The organism is Kitasatospora phosalacinea (assembly GCF_030268885.1).
Classification (GTDB): Bacteria; Actinomycetota; Actinomycetes; order Streptomycetales; family Streptomycetaceae; genus Kitasatospora; species Kitasatospora phosalacinea_C.
The window spans coordinates 81,468-103,139 of sequence record NZ_BSSA01000030.1 but is presented as its reverse complement, the minus strand read 5'-3'; the positions used below and the strand labels follow the sequence as shown (position 1 = coordinate 103,139).

The 21,672-nt window shown below is 74.2% G+C and carries 19 protein-coding genes and 2 pseudogenes; 10 read left to right on the top strand and 11 right to left on the bottom strand.

Annotation, left to right across the window (positions count from 1 at the left end):
- Positions 1–126: 126 nt before the first annotated feature.
- From QSK52_RS31620 to QSK52_RS31605, 5 genes and pseudogenes are all read right to left on the bottom strand, one after another.
- Positions 127–1,176 (bottom strand): LacI family DNA-binding transcriptional regulator, encoded by a 1,050-nt coding sequence (locus QSK52_RS31620; protein WP_285739656.1) that lies wholly within the window; start codon positions 1,174–1,176, stop codon positions 127–129.
- A 174-nt stretch (positions 1,177–1,350) separates the two neighbouring features.
- Positions 1,351–1,923, bottom strand: a complete 573-nt coding sequence (locus QSK52_RS31615) for a hypothetical protein (RefSeq protein ID WP_285739655.1) — start codon at positions 1,921–1,923, stop codon at positions 1,351–1,353.
- A 101-nt stretch (positions 1,924–2,024) separates the two neighbouring features.
- Positions 2,025–2,897: pseudogene (locus QSK52_RS39555) on the bottom strand (DUF1996 domain-containing protein); the annotation flags it as partial.
- A gap of 105 nt (positions 2,898–3,002) precedes the next feature.
- A pseudogene (locus QSK52_RS39550) lies at positions 3,003–3,422 on the bottom strand (discoidin domain-containing protein); the annotation flags it as partial.
- A 133-nt stretch (positions 3,423–3,555) separates the two neighbouring features.
- Positions 3,556–7,038 (bottom strand): discoidin domain-containing protein, encoded by a 3,483-nt coding sequence (locus QSK52_RS31605; RefSeq protein ID WP_285739653.1) that lies wholly within the window; start codon positions 7,036–7,038, stop codon positions 3,556–3,558.
- A gap of 300 nt (positions 7,039–7,338) precedes the next feature.
- On the opposite strand from QSK52_RS31605, the gene QSK52_RS31600 reads away from it, so the two are divergent.
- The 4 genes from QSK52_RS31600 to QSK52_RS31585 all read left to right on the top strand — a co-directional run bounded on the left by QSK52_RS31600 (position 7,339) and on the right by QSK52_RS31585 (position 13,037).
- Positions 7,339–8,652, top strand: coding sequence for an ABC transporter substrate-binding protein (locus QSK52_RS31600; protein ID WP_285739652.1), 1,314 nt, complete (start codon positions 7,339–7,341; stop codon positions 8,650–8,652).
- A gap of 109 nt (positions 8,653–8,761) precedes the next feature.
- The gene (locus QSK52_RS31595) at positions 8,762–9,724 is read left to right on the top strand and encodes a carbohydrate ABC transporter permease (protein WP_285739651.1); all 963 of its coding nucleotides are present in this window, start codon (positions 8,762–8,764) and stop codon (positions 9,722–9,724) included.
- Positions 9,721–10,569 (top strand): carbohydrate ABC transporter permease, encoded by an 849-nt coding sequence (locus QSK52_RS31590; RefSeq protein ID WP_285739650.1) that lies wholly within the window; start codon positions 9,721–9,723, stop codon positions 10,567–10,569. The genes QSK52_RS31595 and QSK52_RS31590 overlap by 4 nt, the downstream gene beginning before the upstream one ends.
- Positions 10,566–13,037, top strand: a complete 2,472-nt coding sequence (locus QSK52_RS31585) for a glycoside hydrolase family 3 C-terminal domain-containing protein (protein WP_352230334.1) — start codon at positions 10,566–10,568, stop codon at positions 13,035–13,037. The genes QSK52_RS31590 and QSK52_RS31585 overlap by 4 nt, the downstream gene beginning before the upstream one ends.
- Positions 13,038–13,115: 78 nt before the next feature.
- On the opposite strand, the gene QSK52_RS31580 is transcribed toward QSK52_RS31585, so the two are convergent.
- Positions 13,116–13,616, bottom strand: coding sequence for a peptidylprolyl isomerase (locus QSK52_RS31580; RefSeq protein WP_285739649.1), 501 nt, complete (start codon positions 13,614–13,616; stop codon positions 13,116–13,118).
- Positions 13,617–13,746: 130 nt separating this feature from the next.
- Between QSK52_RS31580 and QSK52_RS31575 the strand changes: the two genes are divergently transcribed.
- Entirely contained in the window at positions 13,747–14,232 is a 486-nt protein-coding gene (locus QSK52_RS31575) for a hypothetical protein (protein WP_285739648.1), read from the top strand.
- Positions 14,233–14,379: 147 nt separating this feature from the next.
- A complete protein-coding gene (locus QSK52_RS31570; RefSeq protein WP_285739647.1) occupies positions 14,380–14,691 on the top strand; it encodes a cupin domain-containing protein in 312 nt (103 codons plus the stop codon).
- Between the two features lie 56 nt (positions 14,692–14,747).
- Here QSK52_RS31570 and QSK52_RS31565 read toward each other — a convergent pair whose 3' ends face one another.
- Positions 14,748–15,806 (bottom strand): zinc-dependent alcohol dehydrogenase family protein, encoded by a 1,059-nt coding sequence (locus tag QSK52_RS31565; protein ID WP_352230333.1) that lies wholly within the window; start codon positions 15,804–15,806, stop codon positions 14,748–14,750.
- A 96-nt stretch (positions 15,807–15,902) separates the two neighbouring features.
- Here QSK52_RS31565 and QSK52_RS31560 point away from each other — a divergent pair, with 96 nt between their 5' ends.
- Positions 15,903–16,499, top strand: coding sequence for a TetR/AcrR family transcriptional regulator (locus tag QSK52_RS31560; protein ID WP_285739646.1), 597 nt, complete (start codon positions 15,903–15,905; stop codon positions 16,497–16,499).
- A gap of 62 nt (positions 16,500–16,561) precedes the next feature.
- Here QSK52_RS31560 and QSK52_RS31555 read toward each other — a convergent pair whose 3' ends face one another.
- Complete coding sequence (locus QSK52_RS31555) at positions 16,562–17,194, bottom strand: AAA family ATPase (protein ID WP_285739645.1); 633 nt, start codon at positions 17,192–17,194, stop codon at positions 16,562–16,564.
- 62 nt (positions 17,195–17,256) lie between these two features.
- Here QSK52_RS31555 and QSK52_RS31550 point away from each other — a divergent pair, with 62 nt between their 5' ends.
- The gene (locus QSK52_RS31550) at positions 17,257–17,427 is read left to right on the top strand and encodes a hypothetical protein (RefSeq protein ID WP_285739644.1); all 171 of its coding nucleotides are present in this window, start codon (positions 17,257–17,259) and stop codon (positions 17,425–17,427) included.
- A 30-nt stretch (positions 17,428–17,457) separates the two neighbouring features.
- Positions 17,458–18,120, top strand: a complete 663-nt coding sequence (locus tag QSK52_RS31545) for a response regulator transcription factor (protein WP_285739643.1) — start codon at positions 17,458–17,460, stop codon at positions 18,118–18,120.
- A gap of 49 nt (positions 18,121–18,169) precedes the next feature.
- Here QSK52_RS31545 and QSK52_RS31540 read toward each other — a convergent pair whose 3' ends face one another.
- Positions 18,170–18,508, bottom strand: a complete 339-nt coding sequence (locus tag QSK52_RS31540; RefSeq protein WP_285739642.1) for a hypothetical protein — start codon at positions 18,506–18,508, stop codon at positions 18,170–18,172.
- Positions 18,505–19,320, bottom strand: a complete 816-nt coding sequence (locus QSK52_RS31535) for a phytanoyl-CoA dioxygenase family protein (protein ID WP_285739641.1) — start codon at positions 19,318–19,320, stop codon at positions 18,505–18,507. Before QSK52_RS31535 ends, QSK52_RS31540 begins: the two co-directional genes overlap by 4 nt.
- Before the next feature lie 154 nt (positions 19,321–19,474).
- Between QSK52_RS31535 and QSK52_RS31530 the strand changes: the two genes are divergently transcribed.
- A complete protein-coding gene (locus QSK52_RS31530) occupies positions 19,475–20,398 on the top strand; it encodes a helix-turn-helix domain-containing protein (RefSeq protein ID WP_352230332.1) in 924 nt (307 codons plus the stop codon).
- On the opposite strand, the gene QSK52_RS31525 is transcribed toward QSK52_RS31530, so the two are convergent.
- Positions 20,333–21,622 carry a sensor histidine kinase gene (locus QSK52_RS31525; RefSeq protein ID WP_285739640.1) on the bottom strand — a complete coding sequence of 430 codons (1,290 nt, stop codon included), beginning with the start codon at positions 21,620–21,622 and terminating at the stop codon, positions 20,333–20,335. The two genes, QSK52_RS31530 and QSK52_RS31525, sit on opposite strands and share 66 nt — an antisense overlap.
- Positions 21,623–21,672: the final 50 nt, after the last annotated feature.

Genomic DNA, 21,672 nt, shown 5'->3' with positions numbered 1-21,672 from the left:
CAGAGACGACTCGTAGGACGGCTTGCACGCGCAGACACACATGGCGGCGATCATCGCGGACATCTCGACCGCGACGACCACCCCCAGCGATCACGCCACGCAGTTGATCAATTACCCCACACTTTCTCAGGCGGACTGGCGCTCGATCAGGGTGGGTTCGAACAGGACGGTGGTGGCGGCGCGGCCGGGGCGGGCGAGGTGGTCGAGCAGGACGCGGGTCATCTCGGCGGCCATCTCCTCGACGGGCTGGCGGACGGTGGTGAGGTGGGGGCGTCCGGCCGTCGCGGCGGAGGAGTCGTCGAAGCCGATCACCGCGATGTCCTCGGGGACGCGGCGCCGGTGTTCGGCGAGGACGGCGAGGGCGCCCTGGGCCATCAGGTCGTTGGCGGCGAAGACGCCGTCCAGGTCGGGGTAGCGGCGCAGCAGCGAGGCCATCGCGCGTTCGCCGTCCTCGCGGGTGAAGTCGCCTTCGACGTGCGGGAGTTGGTGGATTCCGTGGTCGGCCATCGCCTCCCGGAAGCCGGAGAGCCGGTCGCGGGCGGCGCGGACGCCGAGCGGCCCGGAGACGGCGGCGACCCGGTGGCGGCCGCGGGCGTGCAGGTGGTCGGCCGCGATCCGGCCGCCCTCGCGGTTGTCGAGGTCGACGCAGGAGAGCGAGAGCGGCGTCGGGGGGCGGCCGAACAGGACGGTGGGGATCCCGGCGGCGAGGAGTTGGGCGGGGAGCGGGTCGCGGCTGTGGGTGGAGACGACCATGGCGCCGTCGGCGTTGCCCTGCCGCAGGTAGGTGAGCGCCTTGTCGCGGGCCTCGGCACTGTCGGCGAGCATCAGGACGGGGTGCAGGTCGAGCGGGCGCAGGCCGGTGAAGACGCCGCTGACGACGCGTCCGAAGAAGGGGTCGGCGAAGATCTCGCCGCCGACGTGGTGGTCGGGGGTCTCGGGGGCGTCGCTGCCGGAGATGACCAGGGCGAGGGCGCCGGTGCGCCGGGTGACCAGCGAGCGGGCGGCGCTGTTGGGGACGTAGCCGGTGCGGGTGATGGCCTGGCGGACGGCGTCCTGGATCGCGGGGTCCACGTTGCGGACGCCGTTGATGACGCGGGAGACGGTGGCCCGGGAGACGCCCGCGACCCGCGCCACGTCCTCCAGGGTGGTGGCGCGCTTGAGGGCTTCGCTGCTCATGGGGCCCTTTATAGCACGCTCGGAGAGCGCTCTCCCAGCCCGTTCCGAACCGTGGTCGACGCCGCTCCCCACCCGTTCCCCGGGCGGGAAGCGGGGCGCGCCGGGGCCGGGCGCGGCCGGGGGCGCTCCCCCGGGCGCGCCCGGTCGGCAGTGGCCCTCCCGGGCCGCGTCCGATCAGGAACTGTGCTCCTGCCAGCAGATCATGACGGTGGTGGCGGTCATCACGGCGACGTCCGCCCGGCTGCGCGGGGGCGTGCCGAAGGTCTCGGGCAGCTTGGCGACGTCGACGGTGAGCACGAAGCTGTCCTTGCGCACCACGGTGGTGCCGTCGGCGCGCTTGTACGCGGCCTCGCCGAGGCCGTTCAGGTCGGTGACCGCCCCGGCGCTGCCGCGCAGGCCGTCGTACTGGGCGAGCGCGGTGGCGGCGTCGGGCAGCTCCTTGACCGAGAGCGTCATGCTGCCCCGGTCGTAGCGGTACTCGCAGCTGTAGACGCGCTTCTCCCAGGTGGGGGCGAGGGGTTGGACGATGTCGGTGCCGAGCGCCCCGGCGAGTTCCTGCCGGAAGTACGGGTTGCAGATCATCGAGGTGGCGTCGGAGGGCCGGTCGGGCGCGCTGGACGAGGGCGCCGCGGACGCCGGGGGTGCCGCGGCGGGCGGGGGCCCGGCCGCGGGGGTGGTGCCCGACCCGCAGCCGACGGCGGCGAGCAGGGGCAGCAGGAGCAGCGCGGCGGTGCGGCGAAGCCTCATCGGTGGTCCTCCGTGGGGGTGGGGCGCGGGCCGGCCCCGCCGCCGGATGTGGGGTCCGTGGCGGCGGGGCCGGGGTCCGCGGTGGGGCTACGGCTCAGGGCTTACGGCAGAAGGTACTGCTCGTTGAGCGCCGCGCCCTTGCCGGGCTGGTTCTCGTCGTAGCCGCGGGCGTTGCACTGGAGCCCGCCGACGATGCAGTGGTTGACCATCGCGGCCAGGGTCGGAGCGTCCCAGGCGTTGAAGAAGTCGTAGTGGAAGGAGAACCCGCGTCCGCTGGAGAGGTGGAGCTGGGCGAGGTGGTCCAGGTTGGCCGGGAAGGCCATCTTGAACTCGATCATCGGCAGCGCGACCGGGTGGTCGGCCGGGCAGACCCCGTCGATGGGGTAGGCCATGTGGCTCTTGTGGTCGGGGGTGTCCAGGTACAGGCCGTTCCAGCAGCTGGGGGCCTGGAAGCGGATGTCGATCTGGCCGCCGCCGGGGCAGCTGGTGGGCAGGTCGGAGGTGTGGTAGCTGGTGCCGCACTCCCAGCCGGCCACGTAGCCGGGGTGGGTGGCGAAGTCGGTGGCGCTGTCGGTGGGGCTGGCGACGACGAACCGCAGGCCGGCCGGGAAGGGGCGGACGGCGGTGTAGTCGTTGATGCCGCTCTTGTAGTAGATGGTCTGCAGGCCGACCGGGTCGACGGGGGTGTCGCCGTCGTACATGGTGGGCATCCAGTAGCCGGACTTGTCGCCGGGGGCGAGGCAGCTGGTGGTGCTCGCCTGCAGCGACTCCAGCGTGGAGTTGGCGTTGGTGTTGGTGGCGCCCATGAAGGTGTGCATGTGCGAGGCGCCGGGCTTGCCCGGGTAGACGATCGGGTCGTCGGGCAGGTCGTGGGTGGCGGTGCAGTTGGCCTGGAACTCGTGGAAGTAGGCGTGCGGCGGGTTCCCGGTGGCGGGGGTGACGCCGGTGACCTGGGGGTTGGCCGGGACGTAGCCGGTGGTGGCGGTGGAGACCTGGCCGTAGACCTTGAACTCCTCCACCGAGTAGCCGTATCCGGTGGCCCGCTTGGTGAGGTTGAGCCGGATGTACCGTCCGCTGCCGGCGAGGTCGATCTGCTCGGTGCCGCCGGTGCCGTTGGCCTTGGTGTAGACGGTGGTCCAGGTGGTGGCGTCGTTGCTGGTCTGCAGCTGGTAGCCGCTGGCGTACGCGGCCTCCCAGTCGAGTTCGACGTGGCTGATGCTCGCGGTGCCGCCGAGGTCGATCTGGACCCACTGGGAGTCGGTCCAGGCGCTGGCCCAGCGGGTGGCGAGGTTGTTGTCGGCGACGGCCGCGGCGGGGAAGCTCGCGCTCTCCACGGACGAGGCGGTGACCGGCTTGGACTGGCTGATCAGCGGGTCGGCGGCGGCGGCCGCCTGCTGGGCGAGGACGCCGCCGGTGAGGGCGCCGGCCGCGAGGATCGCGGCGAGGGCCCCGGCGAGCGCGGTGCGGTGGGGCGCGCCGCGCGAGGTGCGGTGTTTCATCGGACCTCCGGGTGAGGAAGGGTGGGTGGGGGCCCGGTGCCGCGCGGCGCTCCCTGCCGCGCGGCACCGGGTGCTCTTCGGCGGGGCGTCCGGTCCGGTGGCACGGTCCGGGCGCCCCTGCGTCGTCCGGTCGTCAGGCGTAGACGCCGAACTCGTACATCGAGTAGCCGTAGGCGGTGCCGCGCTGGGTCATGGCGACCCGGACGTAGCGTCCGCTGCCGTTGACGTCGATGTCCTCGATGCCGCCGGTGCCGTTGGCCTGGGTGTAGACCGTGGTCCAGTTGGTGCCGTCGGTGGAGGTCTGGATCTGGTACGCCTTGCCGTACGCGGACTCCCAGCCGAGCTGCACGTGCTTGAACGAGGTGGTCTGGCCCAGGTCGACCTGGAGCCACTGCGGGTCGGCCCACTCGCTGGCCCACCGGGTGGACCAGTTGCCGTCGGTGGTGTTGGACGGCGGGTAGGGGGCGCCGTTGCCGACGGCCTGGTAGCTGGAGGCGGTGGTGGCCTTGCCCTTGGCGACGTTGGTGCCGCCGGGGGTGGGGGCGACGGTGCGGAAGGACTTCGACTCGATGCCGACGTTGCCGTGGCCGTCGTAGGCGTAGACGTAGACCTTCCAGACGCCCAGGGTCCTGGGCGCGGTGACGGTGAACTGGCCGTCGCCGGTCTGGGTGAAGCGGACCTGGCTGAAGCCGGTGCCGCCGTCCACGTACTTGGAGCTGTAGTACAGCTGGTAGCGGACCAGGTCGCCGTCGGGGTCGGTGGCGGGCGCGCTGACGGTGAAGGTGCCGCCGGCCGGGACGTCGGAGGTCTTGCTCAGGGTGACGTTCGGCATCACCGGCGGGGTGTTGCCGTCCTTGGCGCTGCCGCCGTAGGACTTGGCGACGGAGTAGTAGGCGGGCTGCTTCCAGCCGCCGGGGATCAGGTTGAACCAGGTGCCGCCGAAGTCGTTCTCGGTGCCGTAGTTGAAGATGGTGGCGCCGAGCGCGACGCCGGTGTGGCCGGAGATGCAGTTCCAGGCGCTGGTGTAGCCGTCGCGCTTCTGGGTGTCGGTGGGCTGGGTGGGGACGCCGTTGGCGTCGTTCGGGACCTCCCACTCGCCCGCGTCGCCGGACTCGGTGACGATGTACGGCTTGGTGTAGCCGCCGTTGGTCCAGTCCTGCTTGACGTTGCAGACCGCGCCGTAGGAGTTGACGGCCAGCAGGTCGAGGCTGGGGGCGTACTGCTTGTAGTACGCCCAGGCGCCGGTGTAGGCGTCGGTGGAGGTGACCGGGTGGTCGGGGTCGACGGCGTGGATCGCCTGGGCGACCTGCTCGACGAACTGGGCGTAGGCGACGCGCTCCTGCTCCACCGTGGCGCCGTTGTAGGCGTGGTCCTGGGTGGTGAGGATGACCTCGTTGCCGACGTCCCACATCAGCACGCCGGGGTGGTCCTTGTAGGTGGTCACCCACTGCTTGATGGAGTCGAGGGTGCTGGTCTTGTAGGCGGTGTCGTTGACGTAGTCGGCGCCCTGGTTGAGCCAGAAGCCGTTGACGACCTTGAGCCCGTACGCGGCGGCGGCGTCCAGCAGCGGCTTGCTGGCCGCGTCGGTGCCCCAGGTGCGCAGGGTGTTGACGCCCAGCGCCTTGAGGTCGCGCATGTGCGCGTCGGCGGTGGACTGGGCGGGGCCCCAGGTGACGCCCTTGAGCTGGTAGGGCCGGCCGTTGACGCTCAGGCCCCAGTTGCCCTGGCTGCCGGTGACCTTGACGGTGCTCTTCCCGGTGGGGACGGGCGGGTCGGCGAGGGCGGCGGGGGCGGTGCCGGTGGTGGTGGCGACGGTGACGGTGCCGATGGACAGCGCGCCCCCGGAGGTGGTGGTGGCGCTGGGCGTGGTGCAGCCGCAGACGCTGTCGGGGAAGGAGCCGCCGATGCCGAGGTTGAAGACCAGCTTGAAGCCGTGGTCGACGGCGTTCTTCCAGTCGGTGGTGCCGACCTGGGACTCGTTGACCTGCCAGATCTGCCGGCCGTCGAGGTACCAGCGGATCTGCTCGTCGCTGACGGTGCGGTCGATGACCTGGCTGTAGGTGTGGTAGTCGCTCTGGCAGCCGGGGCAGGAGGCGAGTCCGCTGGTCATGCCGTTGTACTCATTGCAGTTGCCGCCGGGGGCCGTTCCGCAGTGCAGGGTGGCGGAGGTCTGGCTGCGGCCGTTGACGTCCTCGAGGATGTCGGTCTCGCCGGTGCTCGGCCAGCCGCCGCTGCGGTCGTTCGCCCCGACGGCGCGGAAGGACGGCCAGTAGCCGGTGCCGTCGGCGACGCCGGGCTGCTTGATCTGCGCGGAGATCAGCAGCTGTCCGCCCGCGGGGGCGGCGAAGTCGCCGCGCCTGCTCTCGACCCGGCCGGAGGTCCAGTTGCCGCTGCCGTCGCGGACGGCGGTCAGGTTGAGGTGGCCGTTGCCGTCGATCGCGACGTTGGCCGGGTTGGCGGTGTCGTTCTGGATCTCGCCGGTGCCCCAGTTGGCGGCGCCGCCGGGCTCGGAGGTGCCGGTGCGCACCGTCCAGTTGTCGGCGGAGGGGGCGCTGCCGGGGCCGCCGGTGAAGTTGTCGCTGAACACGGTGGTCCAGTTGCCGGGCGGGGTGGTGCCGGTGGGGGTCGGCGTCGGGGTCGGGCTGGGGCCGGTGCTGCCGCCGGAGCCGGTGAACACCTGGAACTCCCAGACGGAGTACCCGTAGCCGGTGGCCCGGGCGGTGCCGTACAGGCGGACATAGCGGGCGGTGCCGGTGAACTCCTGCTTCTCGGTGCCGCCCGCGCCGTTGGTGGTGCTCCAGGCGTCGGTCCAGCCGGTGCCGTCGGTGGACAGCTGGATCCGGTACGCCTTGGCGTAGGCGCTCTCCCAGCTGACCGAGGTGCCGCAGACGCTCTGCGCGGAGCCGAGGTCGACCTGCAGCCACTGCGGGTCGGCGGCCGCCGAGGACCAGCGGGTGCCGGTGTCGCCGTCGACGGCGTTGGAGGCGGGGGTGCCGTAGTTCTCGGTGCTGGAGGCGGTGGCGGTCCTGCCCTTGGCGGCGTTCGCGGTGCCGCAGCCCTGGGCGCCGCCGGTGGCGCCGTAGACCTGGAACTCCCAGAGCGAGTAGCCGTAGCCGGTGGCCCGGGCGGTGCCGTACATCCGCACGTAGCGGGCGGTGCCGGTGACCGGGACGGTCTCGGTGCCGCCCGCGCCGTTGGCGGTGGTGTACGCGGTGGTCCAGGCGGTGCCGTCGGTGGACAGCTGGATCTGGTAGCCCTTCGCGTACGCCGCCTCCCACTGCAGGGTGACGGAGCTGAGCGCGGCGGGTGCGCCGAGGTCGACCTGCAGCCACTGCGGGTCGGTGTTCGCCGAGGACCAGCGGGTGCCGGTGTTGCCGTCGACGGCGTTGGACGCGGGGGTGCCGTAGTTCTCGGTGCTGGAGGCGGTGGCGGTCCTGCCCTGCGAGAGCAGGACGGGGGCGGCCTGGGCCCGGCCGACGGGCAGCAGCAGGACCAGCGCGGCGACCAGCGCGGCGGCGAGGGCCGCGGCCAGGGCGCGGTGCGGGGGTGCGGAGGTGGTCGGCCGCACGGGCCGGGGGGCGGGCAGGGGTGGGGCGGGCAGGGGTGGGGCGGGCATCGGGGCTCCCGATCGGGTGGGGTGGGGGCGGCACCGTCGAGGGCCGGTGCCCGGATCAGGGAGAGCGCTCTCTCACTACGCCAGTGATGGTTGCCCCGTTGTTTCACCCGTGTCAAGGGCGACGACAGTTCGTTCGCCAGCGAAACGTCGTCAAACCCCAGCTACGACTGTGATGTTTCGCGACCGCACCCCTTGACGGGGGACGGGTGGAGCGACCAAGCTCCGGATGCCACCCGGGAGAGCGCTCTCCCAGAGCGCAGCTCCCGGGCCCCACCTGCCATCCCCGCGAGGAGCCGTTCCATGCCCGTTCCCCTGCCCCGCACCGGCCCGAGAGGCCGCCTGCTCGCCTGCTCCGCGCTGCTGGTGCTGGCCCTGACCGCCGCGACCTCCTGCTCCAGCGGCAGCGGCGGCGGCCCGTCCGCGGACGAGGACCCGAACGCGAAGATCACCCTCACGGTGAACCTGTTCTCCGACTTCGGCTACGCGGACCTGTACAAGGAGTACGAGCAGGCCCACCCGAACGTCACCGTCAAGGAGAACCGCGCCGACATGGGCGCGCACCACCAGAACCTGCACGCCCACCTGCTGGCCGGCTCCGGCACCGCCGACGTCGAGGCGATCGAGATCGGGCAGGTCGCGGGCTTCCAGCCGGAGGCCGGGAAGTTCCTCAACTTCCTGGACAACGGCGTCAGCAAGGACCAGTGGGTGCCGTCCAAGACCGCCCCCGCCTCCAGCCCCGACGGCAAGGTGCTGTTCGGCCTGGGCACCGACATGGGCGGCCTGGCGCTGTGCTACCGCAGCGACCTGTTCAAGGCCGCGGGCCTGCCCACTGACCGCGAGGCGGTCGCCGCGCTGATGAAGGACTGGCCGTCCTACCTGGCCGCGGGCAAGCAGTTCCTGGCCGCCAGCCCGAACAAGGACGTCCGCTGGTTCGACAGCGGCGGCAACCTGTTCAGCGCGATCCTGGCCCAGGCCCCGCAGGGCGTCTACGACGCCGAGGGCAAGGTCGTGGTCACCACCAACCCGGCCGTCAAGCAGTCCTTCGACCTGGTGGCCGGTGCCGTCAGGGACGGCGAGTCCGCGGGCATCCAGGCGTTCACCCCCGCCTGGGACACCGGCTTCCAGAAGAGCCAGTTCGCCACCGTCGCCTGCCCGGCCTGGATGAGCTACGAGTTCAAGGCCAACCCGCCCGCCGACGGCGGCACGTGGGACATCGCCCGGATCCCCGGCGGCGGCGGCAACTGGGGCGGCTCGTACCTGACCGTCCCGAAGTCCGGCAAGCACACCAAGGCCGCCGCCGAGCTGGCCAAGTGGCTCACCGCCCCCGAGCAGGAGGCCCGGCTCTTCAAGGAGAAGGGCTACTTCCCCTCCGACCAGGCGCTGTGGACCCAGCCCGACATCGCCGAGCACACCGACCCGCTGTTCAACAACGCCCCGACCGGCAGGATCTTCTCCCAGTCGGCCCGCGACCTGAACCCGCAGCCGCTCGGCGCGCACGGCGCGGAGATCGGCACCGCCCTCGGCAACGCGCTGACCTCGATCGAGCAGGGCAAGGCCGACCCGGACGGCGCCTGGAAGCAGGCCCTCAAGGACGTCGGCAACATCGTCAACTGACGGTCCGCTCCCCCGAGACCCGCGGTGCCGGTGCGGACCTGACGCCGCACCGGCACCGCGCCACCCGCCCGCCCCGTCCCCGTCCCGTCCCCGCCCCCGGGAGCTCCCCTTGGCCGCATCGACCGCCGCCGCCCGCGGCGCCCGCGCCCCCGCCCGCCCCGCCGGCCACCGCTGGCACCGGCTCGACCGCACCGTCTCGCCCTACCTGTACCTCTCGCCGTTCTTCGTGGTCTTCGGCGTCTTCGGGCTGTTCCCGATGCTGTACACCGGCTACGTCTCGTTCACCGCCTGGCGGGCCGACCGCCCCGGCAGCGAGGGCCGGTGGGTCGGCCTGGAGAACTACCGCAGGCTGCTGGACGACCCGTTCTTCTGGAACGCCGTCAAGAACACCCTGGGCATCGGCGTGCTGGCCACCGTCCCGCAACTGCTGCTCGCGCTCGGCCTGGCCCACCTGCTCAACTACCGGATGCGCGGCCGCACCCTGATGCGCCTGGGCATCCTGCTGCCGAACGTCACCTCGGTGGCCGCCGTCACGCTGATCTTCGTCCAGCTGTTCGGCCGCGACTTCGGCATGGTCAACTGGTTCCTGTCGCTGTTCGGCGTCGACCACGTCGACTGGCAGGCCGGCACCCTCTCCTCCTGGTCGGCGATCGCCGCGATCGTCACCTGGCGCTGGACGGGCTACAACGCCCTGCTCTACCTGGCCGCGATGCAGTCCGTCCCGTTCGAGCTGTACGAGGCGGCCGCGCTGGACGGGGCGAGCCGCTGGCGGCAGTTCCGCTCGATCACGATCCCGATGCTGCGGCCGACGATCCTGTTCACCGTCATCGTCTCCACCATCGGCGCGCTGCAGCTGTTCGGCGAGCCGATGCTGTTCAGCCAGCAGCAGGACCCGACCACCGGCGGCTCCCAGCACCAGTTCCAGACCCTGGCCCTGTACTCGTACAACCAGTTCTGGGGCCGCTTCAAGTACGGCTACGGCGCGGCGATCTCCTGGGCGATGTTCCTGCTGATCGTGCTGGTCGCCGCCGTCAACTTCCTGGCCGCGCGCCGGATGCGAGGTGCCGAATGACCGCCGGACGCTCCCGTGCCACCCGGCAGCTGACCGCCGGACGCGGCGTGTACGTCGTCCTCGGCGCCGCCGTGCTGCTCTCGCTCTTCCCGCTGTACTGGACGCTGGTGGCGGCCTCCCGCTCCAACACCGAGATCCACCGGATGCCCCCGGTGCTGCTGCCCGGCGGCCGGCTCTGGCACAACGCCACCCAGGTGTTCGCCCAGACCGACCTGCGGCTGGCGATGGTCAACTCGCTGGTCGTGGCCACCACCGTCACCGCCAGCGTGGTGCTGACCAGCACCCTGGGCGGCTTCGCCTTCGCCAAGCTCCGCTTCCGCGGCCGGGGCCCGCTGCTGGCCTCGGTGGTCGCCACCATGATGGTCCCCACCCAGCTGGGCATCATCCCGCTCTACATCATGATGGCGAACTGGTTCCACTGGGCCGACCACCTGCAGGCCCTGATCGTCCCGGCCGCGGCCAACGCCTTCGGCCTGTTCTTCATGCGCCAGTACCTGGTCGGCGCCGTCCCCGACGAACTCCTGGACGCCGGCCGGATGGACGGCTGCACCACCCGCGGCCTGGTCTGGCACGTGGTGCTGCCCGCCGCCCGCCCCGCGATGAGCGTCCTGGGCATGCTCACCTTCATGGCCGCCTGGAACGACTTCTACTGGCCCAAGGTCGTCATGACCCAGCAGAACCCGACCGTCCAGCTCACCCTCTCCGAACTCGCCAGCGGCTACATCAAGGACTACTCGCTGGTCCTCACCGGCGCCCTGGTCGCCAGCGCGCCCGTCCTCGTCGCATTCCTCCTGATGGGCCGCCAGATCATCGACGGCATCATGCAAGGAGCCACGAAAGGATGACCCAGCTCTCCATGTCACCTCAACTCACCGCCTCTGCAAGCGAATCCGACCACCAGGTGCTCGACCTGGAGCAGAAGGCCCGGCTGGTCTCCGGCGGGGACACCTTCCGCACCAGTGCGGAGCCCGCGATCGGGATGCACCCGGTCGTCTGCTCGGACGGGCCGGTCGGGGTGCGCGGGGAGCGGTGGGACGAGGCGGACACCGCGCTGCTGCTGCCGTGCGCGACCGCGCTGGCCGCGTCCTGGGACGAGGAACTGGCCGCCCGGATGGGCGGGTTGCTGGCGGCGGAGGCCCGGCGCAAGGGCGTGCACGTGGTGCTGGCGCCGACGTTGAACCTGCACCGCTCGCCGCTGGGCGGGCGGAACTTCGAGTGCTTCTCGGAGGACCCGCTGCTGACCGCCCGGATCGGGGCGGCGTACGTCGCGGGCGTGCAGGCGCGCGGGGTCGCGGCGACGGCCAAGCACTACGTGGCGAACGACTCGGAGACCGAGCGGCTGACCGTGGACGCCCGGGTGGACGAGCGGACGCTGCGCGAGGTGTACCTGGCGCCGTTCGAGGCGGCGGTGCGGGCCGGGGTGTGGGCGGTGATGTCGGCGTACAACCGGGTCAACGGGACGTCGATGGTCGAACACCCGCTGCTGGCCGAGCCGTTGAAGGGCGAGTGGGGCTTCGACGGGCTGGTGGTCTCGGACTGGGGGTCGGTGCACGCGGCGGACGGGCCGGGGGCCGCGGCCTGCGACCTGTCGATGCCGGGGCCCAATCCGGCGTGGGGCGCGGCGCTGGCGGCGGCGGTGCGGGCCGGCCGGGTATCGGCGGCCGCGCTGGACGACAAGGTGGCGCGGCTGCTGCGGCTCGCGGAGCGGGTCGGCGCGTTCGACCCGCCCGCGGCGGGCGGGCGGGAGCCGGTGCCCACCGACCCGGCGACCCGGGGGGCGCTGCGGGCGGCGGCCGTCGCGGGCACCGTGCTGCTGCACAACCCGCAGCGGCTGCTGCCGCTGGAGGAGTCGGCGCTGCGCCGGGTCGCGCTGATCGGCCCGAACGCGGCGACGGCCCGGGTGCAGGGCGGCGGCAGCGCCTCGGTGTTCCCGGCCGCGCCGGTCTCGCCGCTGGCGGGCCTGCGCGCGGCGCTGGACCCGGCGGTGGAGCTGGTGTACGCGCCGGGGGTGCGCACCAACCTGCGTCCGACGCCGCTGGCGGCCGCGGACTGCGTGCTGCCGGACGGTTCGGCGCCGGGCGTGCTGGTGCGCTACCTGGCGGCCGACGGCTCGCCGGTGCACACCGAGGCGCGGGCGACCGGGCGGGTGCTGGAGCCGGCCGGGGAGGTCGACCTGGCGCCGGTGCGCACCGTCGAGGTGGCGACCCGGTTCACCGCGCCGTCCGCGGGCCGCTGGCGCCTGGGCGTGGTGGGCCTGGGCGCGCTGCGCCTGGAGGCGGACGGGGAGGTGCTGCTGGAGGAGTACGTCGAGCCGCTCTCGGACGACCCGACGTACCTGCACGTGTCGCCCTCGTTCCGGCAGGTGGAGCTGGAGCTGGCGGCGGGCCAGCAGGTCGCGCTGCTGGCCCGGCGGACGGTGGAGGCCGCGCACGGCCGGGTGCTGGTGCTGGCCGCCGACCCGCCGGAGGCGGAGCTGGAGCGGGAGTTCGCGCACGCGGTGGAGCTGGCCGCGGCGGCGGACGTCGCGGTGGTGGTGGTCGGCACCACGGACGAGCACGAGAGCGAGGGCTTCGACCGGGCGGGCCTGCGGCTGCCGGGCCGCCAGGACGAGCTGGTGGCGGCGGTGGCGGCGGCCAACCCGCGCACGGTGGTGGTGGTGAACACCGGCAGCCCGGTGCTGCTGCCCTGGCGCGAGCGGGTGGGTGCGGTGCTGACCTGCTGGTTCCCCGGCCAGGAGGGCGGGGACGCGCTGGCCGAGGTGCTGCTGGGCCGGTCCGAGCCGGGCGGGCGGCTGCCCACCACCTGGCCGGACGCCGAGGCCGACTGCCCGGTGTACGCGACCGCCCCGACCGACGGGCGGCTGGAGTACGCGGAGGGCCTGCACCTGGGCCACCGGGGCTGGCTGCGCACCGGCCGCTCCCCCGCGTACTGGTTCGGGCACGGGCTGGGCTGGGGCGAGTGGCGCTACCTGGCACTGGGCGCGCCCTCGGCCCCGGCGGCGGACGGCTCGCGCACGGTGCGGGTGGTGCTGCGCAACGAGGGGCCGCGGCGCTCCCGGGAGACGGTGCAGCTGTACCTGTCGCGGCCGGGTTCGGCGCTGGAGCGGCCGGTGCGCTGGCTGGCCGCCTTCGGCGCCGCGGAGGCCGGGCCAGGCGAGCAGGTCGAGGTGGAACTGCGGGTGCCCGCGCGGGCGTTGGAGCACTGGTCGGTGGCGGAGCGGGGCTGGCGGACCGAGCCCGGCGGCTTCGTCCTGCAGGCGGGCCCGCACTGCGGCGAGCTCCCGCTGACGGCGGCCCTGACGGTCGGCCCCTGAGGCCCGGGCCCGCCGCCCCGCCCCGTTCCTCCGGGGCGGGGCGGCGGGCTGCGCGGCGCCGTCGCCCGGGGGTTCCGGCTACTCGACGACCTCGGCGCTGACCAGCAGCACGTCCTCCTTGGGGACGTCCGCGTGGCCGCCCTTGGAGGTGGTGGGCACCGACTTGATCTCGTCCACCACCTCCCGGCCCTCGACGACCTCGCCGAACACGGCGTAGCCCCAGCCCGGGCCGCTCTTGGCGGTGTGGTCGAGGAAGGCGTTGTCCGCGACGTTGATGAAGAACTGCGCGGTGGCCGAGTGCGGGTCCGCGGTGCGGGCCATCGCCACGGTGTAGCGGGTGTTCTTCAGGCCGTTGTCGGCCTCGTTCTGGATCGGGGCGCGGGTCTCCTTGCGGCGCAGGCCCGGCTCCATGCCGCCGCCCTGCACCATGAAGTCGTCGATGACCCGGTGGAAGACGGTGCCGCTGTAGAAGCCGTCCCGGACGTACTGCAGGAAGTTGGCGACCGTCGCCGGAGCCTTCTCGGCGTCCAGCCGGATCACGATGTCGCCGTGATTGGTGCTCAGTTTGACCTTGGACAAGGCAACCTCACTGTCTGTCTGTTGCTGTCTGCTCACTGTCCGGTGCGCAGACCCGAAGATCGTCGCCGTCCATTGTCGCAGTTACCGCCCCGCAACCCACCCCGCCACCCCGCCGGGCTACCCTCGCCCCGTGCCCGACCACTATCCGTACCGCGTCCTGACCCCCACCGGTGACCCGACCCTGCTGTGGCGCCTCGGCGAGAACGACGAGCCCGACACCTTCCTCACCGGCCCGGACGGTCTCCTGCTGCGCTTCCCCGACCCGGCCGCGGCCGAGGCCCACTGCCTGCACCACGGGCTGGACTTCTTCTGGGGCGCGGGGAACACCCTCGACCTGACCGCCGCCCGCCTCTGGACCGAAGCCCCCGAGCGGCAGCCGCCCGCGAGCTGCCGGCTCCTCCTCGACACCTGGAACTTCTTCACCGACCTGCCCGGCGCCCTGCCCGCCGAGGGCCCGGTGCACGACAGCGCCTACGACAAGCTGTTCGGCGGCACGGCGCTCGACCCGACCTCCGACCCCGAATCCTGGACGCCCGCCGAGACCGCCGCCGTCCGCGCCCTGTTCACCGCGGGCTTCACCCGCTGGGACGCCCTCGCCGGGCCCGCCCCGCGCTGATCCCTCCCCGCACTGATCCCGCCCGGCCGCGGTCTTTACCGAACGGTCGACCAACTCCCGCCCCCGGACGGGTAGTTTCGGGCCGTCCGGTCAACTCGACGGGCGGGCCCCCGGTTCCCCGCGCGGGCCTGCCGGAAGGCGCGTGCCATGAGTGTGCTCAACCTGTCGGACGTGGCGGCCCGGCTCCCGGGGGCGTGGGACTCGCTCCCGGTCGGCCGGGCCGGCGCGGCCTGCGTGAAGGTCCTGCGGATGGACGGCACCCCGCTGCCGGAGGAACGCCACCGCACCGCCGAGACCCTCCTCGTCCTCGACGGCCGCCTGGAACTGCTGGTGGACAGCGCCCCGGTCCCGCTCCGCACCGGCGAGCTGTTCACCGTCCCGGCGGACACCGCGCACGCGGTCGGGCCGGGCAGCCGGGGCACCCTGGTGATCGTGGAAATCCCGGAGGAGGGCGCCTGAAGGCCGCCGGGGTCGGGCGGGTGGGCGACGGCGCCCGCGCGTCCGCGGTGGGGGCCTCAAGCCGCGGGGGGCGGCAGTTCGATCACCACCTTGCCGAAGGCCGAGCCGGAGGCGTAGTGCCGGAAGGCGTCCACGGCCCGGTCGAAGGGGAAGGACCGGTCGATCACCGGGCGGATCCGGTGCTGCTCGACGACCTTGGTGAGTTCGCGGAACTGCGCGCGGCTGCCGACCGCGACCGGCCGCAGGACCGCGCCGGAAGCGAAGAGCCGCCGGGCGTCGATCGGCGGGGCGGTCTCCGAGACGAAGCCGACCATCGCGATGTGCCCGCCGAGGGCGACGGCGCGCACCGACTCGTCGAGCCGGCCGACCACGTCGACCACCCGGTCCGCGCCGGCACCGCCGGTGGCGTCGCGGACGGCGGCGGGCCAGTCCGGTTCGGCGCGGTAGTCGACCACCCGGTCCGCCCCGAGCGCGGCCAGCCGCGCGGCCTTGGCGGGCCCGCTGGTGGTGGCGACCACCCGGGCGCCGAGCGCCCGCGCGAGTTGCAGGGCGAACAGCGACACCCCGCCCGATCCCTGGGTGACCACGGTCTGGCCGGGGCGCAGTCCGCCGTCGCCGGTGAGCGCGTTCCACGCGGTCACGGCGACGCAGGGCAGGGTCGCCGCCTCGGCGTACGAGAGGTGCGCGGGCACCGGGACCAGCGCGTGCGCGTCGAGCAGCGCGTACTCGGTGAGCAGCCCGTCCAGCGTGCCGCCGAGCTGCGGCAGGTGCAGCAGGCCGAACGGGCCGTCCTGCCAGCTCGGGAAGAGCGACGCCGTCACCCGGTCACCGACCAGGACGGTGTCGACGCCGGGCCCGAGCGCGACGACCTCGCCCGCCCCTTCCGCGACGGGCACGACGTCGGGCCGGACGGGGAGCACGTACCGGCCGCCGAGGACCAGCAGGTCGCGGTAGCTGGGCGAGACGGCCCGGACCGCGACCAGGACCTGGCCCGGTCCGGGCGCGGGGACGGGGTGCTCGCGCAGGGTGAGGCCGTCGATGCCGGCGCCGCTGTCGACGTGGTAGCTGCGCATCCGCGCGGGGGCGGTCACGTCCGTGGTGGTGCGAGGTGACACGGGGACTCCTCGTAGATAGAACAGTCGGTCTATCACTGTCGGCCGTGAATGTATAGACCGGTTGATCTACCGGTCAACCCCTGGCACCCTGAACCCATGAGCACCCGCACCGAACCCGGCCCCCGACAGCGACTCCTCGACGCCGCCCAGGAGTTGACGTACCAGCACGGCATGGGCGTCGGCGTGGACGCGCTGCTCAAGGGCGCAGGCGTCGCCCGCCGCTCGCTGTACGAGCACTTCGGCGGCAAGGACGGCCTGATCACCGAGGTGCTGCGGCGCAGCGCCGCCGAGGACGAGGCCCGCTACCGGCGGACCATGGACGCCGCGGGCCACGACCCGCGCGCCCGGCTGCTGGCGGTCTTCGACCGGATCGGCGAGATCGTCGCCGGGGACGGCTACCGCGGCTGCCGCTACCTCGCCGCCGACCTCGCCCTCGCCGACCCCGAGCACCCCGGCCACGCCGTCACCCGCGAGTACCGCGAACGCGTCGCCGCCCTGTTCGCCGCCGAACTCGCCCGCCTCGGCCACCCCCGGCCCGCCGCCGCCGGCGACCAACTGCTGCTGCTCGTCGACGGCGCACTCGCCGCCGGCGCGACCCGCCCCGCGACCGACCCGGCCGCAGCCGCCCGCGAACTCGCCGAGCAGGTCATCGGGCAGGCCCACGACCGGCCGCCCCTGGAACCGCGGGCCTGACGGGCCCCGGCACCCGCAGCGGCCCGGGACGCCGGAGGACGCGGCACGCCTCCGGGCCGTTCCTAGCCCAGGCGGATGTGACGGACCTTCACCGCGGCCCGGCGCAGGCTCGCCCGCAGCGGGGAGTCGGTGTCGGGGCGCAGGTGCAGGCCCGCGAGGTCGGCGATGCGCTCGGCGGTCTGCCGGATGCTCAGGCGGTCGGTGGTGAGGTGGGTGGCGAAGGCGGGGGCGGCGAGGCGGGTGAGGCAGTCGTCCAGCCGGGCGACGGCGAAGCTCTCGCGCGGGCGCGGGCCGTTCAGCCCGGCCAGGCGGCGCAGGCGGTGGACGAGGTCGCGTTCGGCGAGGCGGCGCAGGACGGTGGCGCGGTCGGCGAGCAGGGTGAAGTGCCGCACGTCGTGGCCGAGTTCGCGCAGCCGTCCGACGGTCTCGGCGAAGTAGCGGGTGTCGGTGACGGTCATCGGGACGAGCACCGGACCGGGGTGTTCGCGGGCGGCGAGGTCGAGGACCTCGACGGTGCCGCGGCGCCAGGCGGGCAGGTCCTGGAAGTCGCCGCGCAGGTCGGGCGGGAGCATCCGGCGCAGCCCGAAGCCGAGGTGCTCGGGGTCGCAGATCGCGGCGCCGGGCAGGCGGTGGGCCAGGTGGTGGGCGGTCTGGGTCTTGCCCCCGCCGAACGGCCCGTTGATCCAGATCAGCACGGTTCGCCATCGTACGCACCATCCCCCTGCCCCGGGCCCCGGTGGGTCCGTAGGGTGGGCGGATGGACGAGAAGCAGCCCCGGCAGGTCTTCGCGAACCGGTTCCCGGGGCCCGCCGGGCCGGTCGACCCCTGCGACTGCGTGCGACAGCGCCGGGTGCGGATCCGGCTGTGGCCGGTCTCCGCGGACGAGGGCCCGCGGGTGGTCAGGCGCCGGGCGGCGCCGGTGGACTGACGGGCGTTCGGGCCGGGCCACAATGGGGGGATGACGGAGGAACGGCTGCGGGTGGTGCTGGCCGAGGACTCGGCGGTGCTCCGGGACGGCATGGCGGAGTTGCTGGCGGTGCGCGGCTGCGCGGTCCTCGCGGCGGTCGCCACCGCGGAGGACCTGCTGGCGGCGGTCGCGGCGCACCGTCCGCAGGTCGCGGTGGTGGACGTGCGGATGCCGCCGACCCACACCGACGAGGGCCTCCGGGCGGCGCTGCGGATCCGGGAGTCGCACCCGGGGGTCGGGGTGCTGGTCTTCTCCCAGCACCTGGAGCCCTCCTGGGCGGAGCGGCTGCTGGCGGACGGCGCGGCCGGGGTCGGCTACCTGCTGAAGGAGCGGGTGGCCCGCACCTCGGAGTTCGTGGAGGCCCTGCACCGGGTCGCGGCGGGCGGCACCGCGCTGGACCCGGAGGTGGTCGGCCACCTGGTGCGGGCCCGCCGCCGCAGCGCGGTCGACGCACTGACCTCCCGCGAGCGGGAGGTCCTGGCGCTGATGGCGGAGGGCCGGTCGAACCGGGCGGTGGCCGAGCGCCTGTCGGTGTCGGAGCGCGCGGTGGAGAAGCACGTCGCCTCGGTGTTCGCGAAGTTCGGGCTGCTCGCCTCCCCGTCGGACAACCGGCGGGTGCTGGCGGTACTGGCGTACCTGTCCGGGCCGGCCTGACCGCCGGCCGGGCCGACACCCGCCAGGGCCCGACACCCGCCGGGGCCCGTCACGCGCCGGTGCGGGGGTCCTCGACCCGTTCGATCCGTTCGATCCGTTCGAGGAAGAACTCGTGCTTGAGGAAGGAGACGTCGTACTCGTGGCCCGGGTGGGGCGGCAGGAGCTGGGCGGCCTGGATCAGCCGCCAGCCGTCCTTGAGCGCGTCGAGTCCGGTGCCGTAGGGCGGCTCCGCGCCGTCCCCCGTGGTCGGGGAGGTGCGACCGGTGCCGTCGTAGCGCGACCAGCCGAGCACCTCGGAGTCCAGTGCGGAGGTGCTCAGGTACAGCACGAGCACCTGCTGGCGGAGGACGGGGGCGGGGGCGGTGTCCGTGCGGGGGTCGGCCGTCATGCCGTCGCCTCCTGGGGCCGGTTGGAGACCCTGGTCACCCAGTGGTCGAGGTCGAAGTCGGGGTCGCCGGTCAGTTCGCGCCACAGCAGGGCGCGGTTGTAGCGCTCCAGGCGGCCGGTGGCCTGTTCGTACCAGGGGAAGTGGACGTCCAGTTCGGCGCGCACGCGCGGGTCGTGCAGGTCCGAGGTGTCCCACAGGAGGCGCTGGCGGACCGTCGGGTTGAAGCGGATCTTGAACATGTAGCGGGTGGTGTCGCTGTCGTTGCGGCGGCCGCCGTGCCAGAGGCCGTGGTGCACGAACACCACCGTCCCGGCCGGGCAGACCAGCCGGTCCTGGCCGCGGAGGTTCTGGTAGCGGCCGGTGTCGGTCTCGTTGGTCCGGCGCAGGTGGCTGCCGGGGACGCTGAGCGTGCCGCCCATCTCCAGCGTCACCTCCTGCGGGTAGTACATGAGTTGCACGTCGAAGGCGTCCGGCCTGACGTCGATGATGGCGTCCGCGTGCAGCGGCTGCGCGTCCCCGCCGCGGGGCTCCCGGACGTGGACGGCGTGGTGGTCCACGAGCGGTCCGGGGCCGACCAGGCTGCGCAGCGCGCCCGCGACCTGCGGGACCGCCAGCAGCCTGGCGGGGAAGGAGTCGGGGGCGTACGCCCGCGCCAGGGGCGTCCCGTACGGGACCGGGGGCACCTCCTGCGCCAGCACGGTCAGCGCCTCGGCGTTCAGGTCCGCGGGCACGACCGCGTCCAGCCGGAGGGAGCCGCGGGCCACGAAGCGGGCCATCCGGACCGAGTCGAGCAGGATCGGTTCGTTGTCCATGGCGAGGACGCTAGGGCCGCGGGCCCGCTCCGCGGGTGGGCCAGGTTCGCCGTCCACTGGTCGGTTTTCACCGTCCGCCGCCCCGCCGGGGGCCGTCGCCGGGGACGGGGACGGCGGCGGACCGGGGCGGCAGGCGGGGTGGTAGAACTCGGGCGTGGACACCGCACTCGCCCACCTCGACGAACCTCCCGGCCTGGCCGCCGTCGGCATCGGCGTGCACGGCTGCGCCGACCGTACGGACGTGTTCTCGCTGCCGAACCTGTGGCAGCTGCACCTCTACGGCTACGAGGCCGACCTGACGGTGGACGGCACCGCGCACGCGATCCGCCCGGGCCGGGTCAGCCTCGTCCCGCCCGGCAGCACGGTGCGCTACCGCTACCGGGGCCGCTCCGAGCACCTGTACGTGCACCTGCGCCTCGGATCGGCCGGTCCGCCGACCGGCATTCCGGTGATCCAGGACGCCGGAGCCGAACTCGCGCCGCTCGCCGCGCAGTTGAACAGCGCACTGGCGGCCTGGCCGCACTCACCGGCCCGCGCGACGGCCGAGGTCTGGGCGGCGCTGTGGCGGGTGGCCCAGCTGGCCCCGCCGCGCACGCCCGACGCCGCCGCGCCCCATCCGGCGGTCGCGACCGCCCTGGCGGTGATCGAGGCGCGCCTGGCCGGGCCGCTGGGCGTGGCGGAGATCGCGAGGGCGGCGGGCGTCTCGCACAACCACCTGACCAGGCTCTTCCGCGCCGCCACCGGGAGCACCGTGGTCGGCTACCTGCGCGCCCGGCGGATGGAGCGGGCCCGCCACTTCCTGCAGGCCACCACCCTGTCCATCCCCGCCGTCGCGGCGTCGGTCGGCATCCCCGACCTCCAGGCGTTCAACAAGGCGTGCCGCCGCGAGCTCGGCGCCTCCCCGCGCGCCGTCCGCAACGGTCCGGGCGGCCGGGAGCCGCGACCGCCGCTCGGGCCCCCGCCGGGCCGCGCCCCGGCCGCGGGCCCGGCCGGGCTGCGGGGCGGGCCCGGCTCACAGCCGGGCGGGCAGTTCGGCGGTGACGGTGGTGGGGCCGCCGGGCGGGCTGTCGACCCGTAGGCGGCCGTCGACGGCGGCGAGGCGTTCGGCCAGTCCGGCGAGGCCGCTGCCCGCGGCGGCGTCCGCGGCGGCACCCGGGTCGGGGGCGGCCCCGCCGCGGCCGTCGTCCCGGACGGTCAGGCGGATCAGCTCGCGGCGGCCACCGGCGGTGTCGACGGCTCCGGCGGTGCCGACCGCGACGGGTTCGAGGGTGAGTTCGGCGGAGCGGGCGGCGCTGTGCCGGGTGACGTTGGTGAGCAGCTCGGCCGCGCAGTACCAGAGGGTCTGCTCGACCGCCTCGTCCGGACGCCGCGGGAGGTCGAGGCGGAGGGTGACGGGGACGGCGCAGCCCGCGGCGAGCGCGGGCAGCGCCTCGGCGAGTCCGCCGTCGAGACCGGTGGGTCGCAGTCCGCGGGTGAGGACGCGCAGTTCGGCGATGGTGTCGTCGGTCTGGTGGCGGGCCCGGTCGACCAGGGCGCGCAGCCGCGCCGGGTCGGGGTGCGGGTCGGCGAGGACGTCGTCGGCGAGGGAGAGGGTGATGGCGACGGCGACCAGGCGGGCCTGGGTGCCGTCGTGCAGGTCGCGTTCGAGGCGGCGGAGCCGGTCGCTCCCGGTGCTGAGCAGGGTGTGGCGGGCGGCCTCCAGGTCGCGGACCCGCTGCTGGGCGCGGGCCGGTCCGAGCAGGTGGCGGGCGAGCCGCCGCTCGGCCCCGGCGAGCAGCCGGACGGCGGGCGGGACGGCGGCGAGCACGGCCAGGCCCAGCAGCGGTCCGAGCAGGTCGAACGCCCCGGCGGGGTGCGGCCCGTCCTCCAGCAGCCGCAGCCACAGCGGGAAGCCGAGCAGCCACAGGCAGCCGATCGGCAGCAGGACGAGGGCGGCCCCGAGCAGTCCCAGCGGCAGTCGCAGCAGCAGGTAGCCGAGGGTGCGCCAGGCCACGACGTCGGTGAGCGCCGCCCGGAGCGCCCCGACCGCTCCCGGCGCCCGCACCACGGGCCCGGGGTCGGGCACCTGCGCACCCAGCAGCCGCCCGGCCAGCCACCGGTGCGGCCGCCCCAGCGCCCTGGCCCCGGTCAGGGCGGCCGCCACCACCGGCAGACCGACCACGGTCAGCGACAGCAGCACCCCGACGTACAGCGCGGCCCACGCGTACGCCCCGCCGAGCAGCGCCGGTACCAGCCCCGCCACCGCGAACCCCCACTCCCCGGGCCGCACCGCCCACCACCGCCCCGTCCTGCCCACCGCCACCGACCTCCCCGCCTCTCGCACCGACCCCGATCCGGACACCACCTTGCACC

What these genes read in the sequence shown, in the direction of transcription:
- QSK52_RS31620 (WP_285739656.1), bottom strand. Translation starts at nt 1,176, where the DNA reads ATGAGCAGCGAAGCCCTCAAGCGCGCCACCACCCTGGAGGACGTGGCG.
- QSK52_RS31615 (WP_285739655.1), bottom strand. Translation starts at nt 1,923, where the DNA reads ATGAGGCTTCGCCGCACCGCCGCGCTGCTCCTGCTGCCCCTGCTCGCC.
- QSK52_RS31605 (WP_285739653.1), bottom strand. Translation starts at nt 7,038, where the DNA reads ATGCCCGCCCCACCCCTGCCCGCCCCACCCCTGCCCGCCCCCCGGCCC.
- QSK52_RS31600 (WP_285739652.1), top strand. Translation starts at nt 7,339, where the DNA reads ATGCCCGTTCCCCTGCCCCGCACCGGCCCGAGAGGCCGCCTGCTCGCC.
- QSK52_RS31590 (WP_285739650.1), top strand. Translation starts at nt 9,721, where the DNA reads ATGACCGCCGGACGCTCCCGTGCCACCCGGCAGCTGACCGCCGGACGC.
- QSK52_RS31585 (WP_352230334.1), top strand. Translation starts at nt 10,566, where the DNA reads ATGACCCAGCTCTCCATGTCACCTCAACTCACCGCCTCTGCAAGCGAA.
- QSK52_RS31570 (WP_285739647.1), top strand. Translation starts at nt 14,380, where the DNA reads ATGAGTGTGCTCAACCTGTCGGACGTGGCGGCCCGGCTCCCGGGGGCG.
- QSK52_RS31560 (WP_285739646.1), top strand. Translation starts at nt 15,903, where the DNA reads ATGAGCACCCGCACCGAACCCGGCCCCCGACAGCGACTCCTCGACGCC.
- QSK52_RS31550 (WP_285739644.1), top strand. Translation starts at nt 17,257, where the DNA reads ATGGACGAGAAGCAGCCCCGGCAGGTCTTCGCGAACCGGTTCCCGGGG.
- QSK52_RS31545 (WP_285739643.1), top strand. Translation starts at nt 17,458, where the DNA reads ATGACGGAGGAACGGCTGCGGGTGGTGCTGGCCGAGGACTCGGCGGTG.
- QSK52_RS31540 (WP_285739642.1), bottom strand. Translation starts at nt 18,508, where the DNA reads ATGACGGCCGACCCCCGCACGGACACCGCCCCCGCCCCCGTCCTCCGC.
- QSK52_RS31535 (WP_285739641.1), bottom strand. Translation starts at nt 19,320, where the DNA reads ATGGACAACGAACCGATCCTGCTCGACTCGGTCCGGATGGCCCGCTTC.